Here is a 4,580-nt window from a genome sequence, read left to right as displayed (position 1 = left end):
GTGAAGCAGAAATCATCGCACAAGCTGGTAGTCCAAAGGCTGTAACGATTGCGACCAACATGGCAGGCCGTGGTACCGATATTATCTTGGGCGGTAATTGGCAGTCGTTTATCGAAGATATTGATGCGGTCAGTCCGGAAGAGATGGCGCGCCTAAAAGCAGAATGGCAGGTCAAGCATGACCAAGTCGTTGCGGCTGGTGGTCTACATATCATTGGCTCTGAGCGTCATGAATCACGCCGTATCGATAACCAGCTACGTGGTCGTGCTGGTCGTCAAGGTGACCCTGGCATGTCGCGCTTTTTCTTATCACTCGAAGATGACTTGATGCGTATTTTTGCGGGTGACCGCGTGGTGAATATGATGCGCGCCATGGGTCTAAAAGAAGACGAAGCCATCGAGCATAAAATGGTTTCAAAATCGATTGAAAACGCGCAAGGTAAAGTCGAAAGTCGCGACTTTGATGCCCGTAAAAACCTATTGAAATACGATGATGTCGCCAATGAGCAGCGTAAAGTTATCTATGGTCAGCGCGATGATTTGCTTGCAGAGATGGATTTATTGGAGGCCATCGAAGTCATGCATCATGAAGTCTACAATGCCATGATTGATCAGTTTATTCCGCCAGGCTCTATCGATGATCAATGGAATATCGACGGCTTAGAAGACGAGCTTGAAGATGAGTTTAAAATTTCAATGCCGATTAACGATTGGCTGGATGAAGATCGCCGCCTAGATGAAGAAGGCTTACGTGCCAAAATTATCCAAACGGCATTGGATCGCTATCATGCCCGCCGTGAACAAATGGGCGAAAAAGATGCCGCCCAGCTCGAGCGTCATTTTATGCTACAAAGTTTGGATAAGCATTGGAAAGAGCATTTGACCCAAATGGATCAGCTACGTAAAGGTATCCATCTGCGCGGTTATGCGCAAAAAAATCCTGAGCAAGAATATAAGCGTGAATCATTTGAGCTGTTCCAAATGATGCTTGGCGCGATTAAATCTGAAACCGTACAAGATTTATCACGCGTGCATATCCCAACCAAAGAAGAGTTAGAAGCGTTAGAAGCTCAGCAGCGTGAAAACGCCGCGCATATGCAAATGCAGTTTGAGCACAGTGATATCGACAATATGGATGGTGGCGTAGAGCGACCGGCGGCGCAAAACCGTAGCGTTGCTGCTGGCGTAACAGCAGGGTCTATCGCGGGCAGTGGCACCAACAATGCCAGTGAGCCTAACCCATACGCTGGGATGAATATAAGCCGTAACGCGCCATGTCCTTGTGGTTCAGGCCTGAAGTATAAGCAGTGTCATGGTAAAATCTAAATATTGATAATCAACCATTGTTAAGCTATGATAAAAAGTCCTTGTCTTATTTAGATAGGGACTTTTTTATATCTATAAGATTTATAGCCATAAGAATTTCGATAGAAAAAATTATTCCAACAGTATCTTTTACTTTTAATCTTTAGCGTTTTTAAGTGACTTTGACTCTATTACTAAATGGTCTAACTATTAAGAATATAAAAGTAACAGCAATTTTGTAGTGATTAATTACAAATTCAGCATAGGCGTAAATTTACAGACAGGCTATAGTATTTAACATATTTTTTTGGAGAGTGTCATGAATATAGAATTATTAAAACAACTACGTACCTCTGTCGTTCTTACCGGTCTGCTCGCTGGCGCGATGACAATTAGTGCCTGTCAACAACAGCAAGAGCCAGAACCAAGTCTAGAAGACAGTATCAGTGAAGAGCAATCGGTGCCTATGTCCGCAGAGCCTGCTGAGCCAAGTGATGTGGTGGTAGATGCCCCAGTCAGCGATGTGGAAGACGATACCGTAGCGTCTGTTAATTCTGGCGTCAAGCAAATGAGCTACTCATGTTCACCGGCACTAGCCGTTGAAGCGACTTACAAAGACGCTGACAAACAAGTGATTCTCGAGACCGCCCAAGGTACAGTAACTTTGACCAAAACCAATGATGCGACCAACCCTGAAGTTTTCAATCTTGATACTTCATTTGACGGTGGTGAAGGCTTTATCCAGTGGCGCGTGGCGCATGAAGATCGTGAAACTGGCGTGATGCGTACCGCTGGTGCCGATTCAGAAAACGTCAGTACTTATGAATGTAAAACATCACCAACGTCTGAAACTAAAACGGCAGAAAAAGCCGCTTAAGCGCAAATTTAGCAAATAAAAAAAGCAACGTTAACGTTGCTTTTTTATTTGGTTTTAAGGCTGCTGGCTGCTTACAAAAACGCTTTATGCTTTATTATCTCGTTTTTCCTAAGTTTTATTTTTTATCAGCCGCATTGTTTTGTTGCTCGTGTGCTAGATAACCTTCTTCTTTAACATCTAGCTCCTCGTGTTGAAGCGCTACTTGAATGCTATCGGTATGGGTATGCGTGGTTTTATTAATCTCTATTTCTTGAATGACGTGGGTGTCTTTGGTAATCGTCGCTACCTGACGCGATAAGACAATCTCAATCGGCGCGTCACCAATCTCAACCTGCTTGCCATTGATGGTCACGACTGCTTTACTATCTAGCGACGGCTCAACATGGCGCAATATGTCCTTGTCATCATAATTACCTGATAGTAAATCCTGACTCTCTGCGTCTTGATAATCAGTACGTACGGTAATATATTCTTCTATCAGCTCAATAGGCACTTCAATGGTTTTAGTGCGTCTGTGCTTGGTTACCGTCACCTTGCCAACATCCAAGCGTTCTTTATTAATGACAGGACGCTCTTCTAATAATTCTAAATAGCCATCATTGCCTGTATTGGTTTGATGGTTTGCTAAATTAGTAGATAAATTATTTTCTAAGCCTTCTTTTTTACTGCTCGACACAGTTTGCTGCTGATTAGTATCGGATAAATCAGTAGCGGACAAATCTGGCGCAGGCAATTTGTTCTCACCGCTGTGATTAGCGATTTGCTCTAAATGCGAAGTAGGATTAGGGGCATTTGTCAAAGATGAGCGTGGATGCGTTTGTTGTGGGTCAATTTTTTTGTCGTCGTTAATCATGGTAGTGTTCCTTAAAAAGAGGTATAAAAAAAGACCAGAGGCAAGCTCTGGTCTTAGTCACTGAGCTTGTCACTCAGCTGCTTATTACTATCGCGCGATGCATATCTAAGTTTTGTTTTTCTAATGGTTATTTCTTATCATCAATTTCTTATTATCAATTGCTAAGAAATCCTCCTTAAGAATTATGCAAAGTGCGAAAGTATTGCGTATTACATACCACGAGCGCGGCGGACGTCTTCGGCAGTGATATCATCGCGGTCAAAAAGGTTACCTTCGCGGTCAACCACATTACCATCACCATCGATATCTAATTCTTCACGTTGGATGGTTTCAGCGATGGTTTCAGTATGACGTTCGGTAGTTTTACCGACGTTTACTTCTTCAGCGACATAGGTTTCTTTATTGACGCGAGCACGTTCTGCTTCTAGTTCAACTTCGACCGTTTGATTGCCATCTACATCACCGATGCGGCGATCGGTTGGACGATCTACATTGGTACGTTGAATGTTGGCATGCTCTTCTTCAAGGTCAACATTGACATTACGCTCTTCGGTAACGACATGCTTACCAACTTTTACTAAGCCTGCAACGATGCGGTCTTTATTCACTGTCAAACGCTCTTCTAGTAGCTCTAACGTGTTTGGTGCGTTGTAAGCATGGTCAGCGATTTCCATACGTTCTGCTTCTGGCACAGTATCAGCAGCGAATGATTGACGGTCTTTTTCGTACTGCTCTTTATAGCTGTACTGATAATCGTGATCATAGACTTCCATCGCTTCCACTTGTGCTTGCGTTAAGCTATCAAAGAAGACGTCGTCACCGACGATACGAGCAAGACCTGCTGGAACCAACACTTCTTTTGAGCTGAACCAACCGCCTGCATCAACGATTAAATAACGAATACGACCAGTGGTATCTTCTACTAGCGCGCCTTCGATTTTACCGATTTTTTCTTCATTGACGCCATAAGCAGTTTTACCAGTTGGATCATAATAGTCATCACCAATTAGGTCACGGTGAGTTGCTTGGATATCTCTTAAACGAATTAGTTGGCTCATTATTGTCTTCCTTTTTTATGAGTAAGTTTATTTGATTAATAATTATTTTTTATAAAATGGCAATGCTATAAAGTTGGCATTGCCAAAAGTTGTCGTTTGCTTTTTTAAAATTGTTCTAAACTGAACACTTATAAATTAACAAGGTCGGATGAAGAAGTTGTCTTAGTGGTTATTAATAGAATCTCGCTATCATTAAGGACTAGCTATCGTTAATAAGCAGCCTCTCCATCAACTTGTTATTATCGTAGCAGCAGGTTTTTCGATACGATATATGAGCAAGGTAGCAAAGTGTGCGCTTGAGGTAATTGCGTGTAATAGGCTGTAAATGACGCCGTTACTATATAAAATTAAGTTAAGGCTTTCTTACAGCGTGTGCACCGCTTTGCGGTATTTGTCATTTTCAGGTATAAAAAAACCGCACAGCCATGAGCAATGCGGTTTTAAATTTTCTAGAAAATCAGTCGAAATTTTAAATCAGAATTTCAATT

4 protein-coding genes are annotated in these 4,580 nt (G+C 42.2%); 2 read left to right on the top strand and 2 right to left on the bottom strand.

The genetic code is table 11. From position 1 onward, the window contains the following. The coding region (locus tag V7D75_RS10435; RefSeq protein WP_333614508.1) for a preprotein translocase subunit SecA at window positions 1-1,325 on the top strand (1,325 nt) is incomplete at its 5' end. A gap of 298 nt (window positions 1,326-1,623) precedes the next feature. Further along, the gene (locus V7D75_RS10430) at window positions 1,624-2,181 is read left to right on the top strand and encodes a hypothetical protein (RefSeq protein ID WP_333614507.1); all 558 of its coding nucleotides are present in this window, start codon (window positions 1,624-1,626) and stop codon (window positions 2,179-2,181) included. Window positions 2,182-2,296: 115 nt separating this feature from the next. On the opposite strand, the gene V7D75_RS10425 is transcribed toward V7D75_RS10430, so the two are convergent. After that, complete coding sequence (locus tag V7D75_RS10425; RefSeq protein ID WP_333614506.1) at window positions 2,297-3,034, bottom strand: YsnF/AvaK domain-containing protein; 738 nt, start codon at window positions 3,032-3,034, stop codon at window positions 2,297-2,299. A gap of 209 nt (window positions 3,035-3,243) precedes the next feature. Continuing rightward, window positions 3,244-4,092, bottom strand: coding sequence for a DUF2382 domain-containing protein (locus V7D75_RS10420; RefSeq protein WP_200662529.1), 849 nt, complete (start codon window positions 4,090-4,092; stop codon window positions 3,244-3,246). Window positions 4,093-4,580: the final 488 nt, after the last annotated feature.

It is taken from the genome of Psychrobacter sp., assembly GCF_036731945.1.
GTDB lineage: Bacteria > Pseudomonadota > Gammaproteobacteria > Pseudomonadales > Moraxellaceae > Psychrobacter.
The sequence above is the reverse complement of the archived record's forward strand: the minus strand, read 5'-3'. Positions and strand labels throughout refer to the sequence as shown.

Excerpts from the sequence above, each read along its gene's own strand:
- V7D75_RS10430 (WP_333614507.1), top strand. The coding sequence starts at position 1,624 with ATGAATATAGAATTATTAAAACAACTACGTACCTCTGTCGTTCTTACC.
- V7D75_RS10425 (WP_333614506.1), bottom strand. The coding sequence starts at position 3,034 with ATGATTAACGACGACAAAAAAATTGACCCACAACAAACGCATCCACGC.
- V7D75_RS10420 (WP_200662529.1), bottom strand. The coding sequence starts at position 4,092 with ATGAGCCAACTAATTCGTTTAAGAGATATCCAAGCAACTCACCGTGAC.